The sequence below is a fragment of the Trichocoleus sp. FACHB-262 genome (assembly GCF_014696035.1).
GTDB lineage: Bacteria > Cyanobacteriota > Cyanobacteriia > FACHB-46 > FACHB-46 > Trichocoleus.
The window spans coordinates 1-4260 of sequence record NZ_JACJPK010000068.1; the positions used below are offsets into that span (position 1 = coordinate 1).

The window sequence follows — 4260 nt, forward strand, 5'->3', positions numbered from 1 at the left end:
GCCGACTTAAAAACACTGCTGCTCAACGTGCAGGATTAACGACGCGCTCCTGGAATTGGCATGACATTGCCATCTATCCCACACTAATCTAATGCACTACCATCAGTTGGAATCACAGAGTTATCTGTATTGACTCAACTGAACCGTTAGACTACTAGCGGTATTGAGTCTTCTGACAGTTTTCTTGCTTCTCCTAAATGCTTGGACTAAAGACTTTTAGCAATGAACCGAACGATTGCCAGTAAGTTGATAAATTTTTCGCCAATCGCTGGAATGTCCATCTTGTTTTGTTCGCTTTTCATGAAATGGTTCTCATGCGGCCATCTAGGTGACAGTTTTAGTCTGGAGCTAAGTTACATTGACTGGTTGAAACGAGGCAATGTAACTTTTTACTATTTGTATTTTTTATGTTTTTCCTTTGCAACCTGTTTTTTGTTTGCCAGCTATTTTTTGAGCAGGGTTAGTATCAACAAATATTTTGTCTTGTTTTTAGTTATGCTTTTTCCGACAGTTCTGTTTTGGATGCTAGGGTCTCTTCTTCTAGCTACGGTAGGTTTCCATATGACCGTGGATTACCCTTGTCATACAGAGCCTGGATTCTGGCTTTATATCTTTGGCTTTGCCGTTATTCTAATTGGAGGCTGTTTTAGAGCCAGAAGAAATGCTTGAGAGTAAGAAAAACTGAAGAAGCACTTTGGATTGAGGTTTAGTTACTTTTCTAGTGAAAGGCTCTAGTTTACTAAGATCTAAAGATTCATTGGAGCGGCACGAATCGTCACACTATCATCGTGCTTGTTTTGCGTCACCGTTCGCTCAACTTAAAGCCGTTAGGCAGCTCGGTTGCGCACGGTTAATAGAGGTATAGGAGGTGAGTCAGAAAGAAGTTGAACAGATTCAGTGGTGGCTGATGTGAGGGCATTTCCCAAATTTGAACTGGGCGCGCCTGCGCGTTTTCACCAACGGGACGGCCGACGTTTTCGATATGGACGGGGTGACACACGAATTCCCTGACGAGGAAGAGGCGAGGATGGTTCTTCAGGAGGATGAGTTCAGCGAGCTTGGCACATTCGACGAAGAGGACGAGCGCGAATGGGGAATGTCGCTGAGGTCGCTCTCCTCGCCCACAGCCGCATCCGACGACGAGTTGCTTCCCAAGATGTTCGTGAGAGCTGAGTGAGCAACGCCGCCTAACATAGCTTGCACCGAACACCGTTGCCTCTGATGTTCTGCTTCACCCGCAGGTCAATGTCTCCGCATCGGCGAATTGAGGCATTAATAGCTAGATTATTGCTGAGAATGCCTCAATTCATCCATGTTTTCGGCAAAATAAGCTGGCTCTGCTACATGCAAATACTAAAAAGCTGAAGGTATAAACCCCCAGCTTCTAATTTATTTCGCGTCTACGACACTCTGTATCGGTTCATCTAAGTCAAACTGTTGCGCACAAGAGCGGTCTCTCTCTTTAAGAACATATTAGGCGAACAGCCTTCTCATCCCATCAGGGCTCAGCAGGGGTGAAAGCAATTCACCCAGCAGTGGGAGATCACTTAGAAAGGAATTGAAATCGGTTGCAAATACTGGGCGTTCGCCCGCACATAGCAACCCTGACGAGTGCTCATCCAAGGGGCACCATTAGAAAACGTAAACGCAGTGGCACCACGCGTCTCTGCTTCAATCCGATCACGGCTGGTATACACCCGTTTGAGACTGCCATTCGGACTGGTGCGGCAGTTGAGTTTGCCATCGCTTGAGACGACCCGCCAAGCTAACCAGGTGACGTTCCCATTCGTCTCACTCATCCACGTGTTGGCGTTGGTTGAGGTAAAGTCACCGTTGCGATCCGGGCGTGGTAGAGACTCCACCAGATCAAGCGTGACGCTCCGCCCGACTTGAGGACACCCACTGCCCCCCGTGATTTGCCAGGTCACCTTGGCTCCAATCTGATTGCTCACTCCCGGATTTTGCCGGGCGATGCGAATCTTGCCAGTACAAGTCATTGCTGTTCCAGGACCCATCACTTGATCCTGAAATGTCCCGGTAAATAATGTCTGTCCAGCTCCTGCAGCCTTGCTTGAGATCGCAATATCGCCCTTCCAAGAACGACCCGCGCTCTTTGTGAAATAGTAGCCCCAAGGCTTTTCGGACAGAGGACTGGTTTCTTGCAAGACGACAACCGTGCTATCAGTGCTACTGCGATAGGTTGAAGCGATCGCAGGATGAGACCAAGCGACAACGCTAGCACTCAGTAAGACAGTGGCTCCCGCCCAATTCAAATATGGGTTCATCAATACAGCGTTCCTTGAATAATCGGTATTACTCTTCTGTAAATACCAATTGGACGCTTCTGATTCCTGATCTTTGTTCCATAGGAGCCAAGCAATCTGTGGTTCGCTTTCAGTGCAATTCCCCAACGAATTCCATGGCCCAACTCAAATTCCTTGGCACGTCGTTCAATCAGCGCGATCGCCTGCTCAACATGGGTTAATGTATCTAAATCATGAAACTGAGTGACATGGGGATCAGCAAAAATTGCAAATACCGCATCCGCATCATCCAGGGTAGTTTGCCGTAATAAAAGCCGCTCTGTATCAAGATGAGGGAAAGGATGTCGGGTGGGTTCCATAGGGGCACAGCTTTAACGCAAAATACAACCGCAAAATTTTGATAAAACAGCGCAAGAATCGGGCTTCAGGTTTGAGAGAACTTTTTCTACTCTTGAGTTATTGAAACCCAAGCAGAGGAACTCACCATGAACATTATCCAATCCCTGATTGCAACTGGCACGGTCGTACTCGTTTCTCTTTCCTCTCTCCCTATTGCCCTGTCAGAGACAGTAAATCCTAATGCAATTACAGGTGAACCTGGACAAGTGAGGGCCGAACGACCTGCATCTTTCAAACCCGGACTCAATCGCGTTGTCTTCCAGAGCGAGGGTGAACGGATGGTGGGCAACTTGTACCTGCCAATCTCCTACAAATCTGGTAGCAAACTCCCTGTGATTGTCGTGACCGGTGCTTGAACAACCGTGAAAGAACAAATGCCTGCGGTCTATGCTCAACGCTTAGCCGATCGCGGATTTACTGCCTTCACCTTTGATTTTCGCTACTGGGGTGAAAGTGGCGGGGTGCACCGCCAATACGAATCGCCTGCGGCTAAAGTGCAGGACATCAAGAATGCGGTTACTTTTTTGAAAACTTTACGATCATTGATGGCGATCGCCTGGGTGGTCTCGGCATCTGTGCGAGCGCTGGCTACATGGCACAAGCCGTTGCAGAAGATGCAAGCTTCAAATCCTTTGCCACCGTTGCTGCATGGCTGCATGACAGGGATTCACTCAACACCTTATTTGGGGAAGCAACAGTGCGGAATCGGATGGCGATCGGTCGGGCGGCGCGTGAACAGTACGATCGCACAGGGGAAGTCGCCTATGTTCCAGCTTATTCTCAGGGCGATCGCCGCGCCGCGATGTTTGGTGATGTCAGCTACTATGGCAGTAAAGATCGCGGCGTGATTCCAGAGTGGACCAATCGCTTTGCAGTCATGTCCTGGCCCGAATGGCAAGGCTTCGATGACATGGCGATCGCTCCCCAAATCACAGCTCCAACGTTAGTGGTTCACAGCGATGGTTCAGCTCTGCCGGATAACGCTCGCAGCTTCTACGCTTCCCTCAGTGGGAAAAAGCAATTAGTCTGGACGGAAGGACAACACCTCGACTTCTACGATCGCGATCCTCAAGTTTCAACGGCGATTGATGCCTTAGTCACACACTTCCAGACAACATTGTCTCACTCCACAGCAGCACAAAATTAGTCAGCCTGAGATACTCAACGGTCATCACAAATTATTGGGAGATCACACAATGAGCCGACGTATGGATGGAAAAGCCGTGATTGTGACGGGTGGAAGTTCTGGGATCGGTCGAGCAACTGCCATTGCATTCGCCAGAGAAGGCGCGCAGGTTGTGATTGCGGCCCGACGAGCCACGGAAGGGGAAGAAACCGTCAAACACATCGTTGAAGCTGGGGGAGAAGCAATCTTTATACAAACGGATGTGACTCAGGCAAACGAGGTGCAAGCTCTGATCAATCGCACCCTAGAACAATATGGTCGTCTTGATGCTGCATTCAATAATGCAGAGTTGCCGTCCATCTTGGAGGAGACGGTCATAGCGAACGCCTGTGACCGCGTGAAGTTTCAGCTTTCGCAGGCCTTTGAGGAAGTCCACACTGCCAAAGGCCGTATCGGCAAGCACGACCAACC

The 4260-nt window shown here is 49.2% G+C and carries 6 protein-coding genes and 1 pseudogene; 5 read left to right on the forward strand and 2 right to left on the reverse strand.

The window, feature by feature from the left end; all coding sequences use genetic code 11:
* Nucleotides 1-92, forward strand: a pseudogene (locus tag H6F68_RS13145) (IS1 family transposase); the annotation flags it as partial.
* Between the two features lie 836 nt (nt 93-928).
* Complete coding sequence (locus H6F68_RS13150) at nt 929-1177, forward strand: hypothetical protein (protein ID WP_206755523.1); 249 nt, start codon at nt 929-931, stop codon at nt 1175-1177.
* 370 nt (nt 1178-1547) lie between these two features.
* Here H6F68_RS13150 and H6F68_RS13155 read toward each other — a convergent pair whose 3' ends face one another.
* Together H6F68_RS13155 and H6F68_RS13160 are read right to left on the reverse strand one after the other, a co-directional pair.
* On the reverse strand, nt 1548-2285 hold the full coding sequence (locus H6F68_RS13155) for a hypothetical protein (protein ID WP_199300065.1): 738 nt from the start codon (nt 2283-2285) through the stop codon (nt 1548-1550).
* The gene (locus H6F68_RS13160; protein ID WP_190559634.1) at nt 2285-2623 is read right to left on the reverse strand and encodes a GNAT family N-acetyltransferase; all 339 of its coding nucleotides are present in this window, start codon (nt 2621-2623) and stop codon (nt 2285-2287) included. Before H6F68_RS13160 ends, H6F68_RS13155 begins: the two co-directional genes overlap by 1 nt.
* A 126-nt stretch (nt 2624-2749) precedes the next feature.
* Here H6F68_RS13160 and H6F68_RS28470 point away from each other — a divergent pair, with 126 nt between their 5' ends.
* The 3 genes from H6F68_RS28470 to H6F68_RS13170 form a co-directional block, all read left to right on the forward strand.
* Complete coding sequence (locus tag H6F68_RS28470; RefSeq protein WP_199300066.1) at nt 2750-3019, forward strand: hypothetical protein; 270 nt, start codon at nt 2750-2752, stop codon at nt 3017-3019.
* Between the two features lie 236 nt (nt 3020-3255).
* Nucleotides 3256-3810, forward strand: coding sequence for a hypothetical protein (locus H6F68_RS28475; protein ID WP_199300067.1), 555 nt, complete (start codon nt 3256-3258; stop codon nt 3808-3810).
* Between the two features lie 49 nt (nt 3811-3859).
* On the forward strand, nt 3860-4260 hold a 401-nt coding region (locus H6F68_RS13170; RefSeq protein WP_277876065.1), incomplete at its 3' end, for an SDR family NAD(P)-dependent oxidoreductase.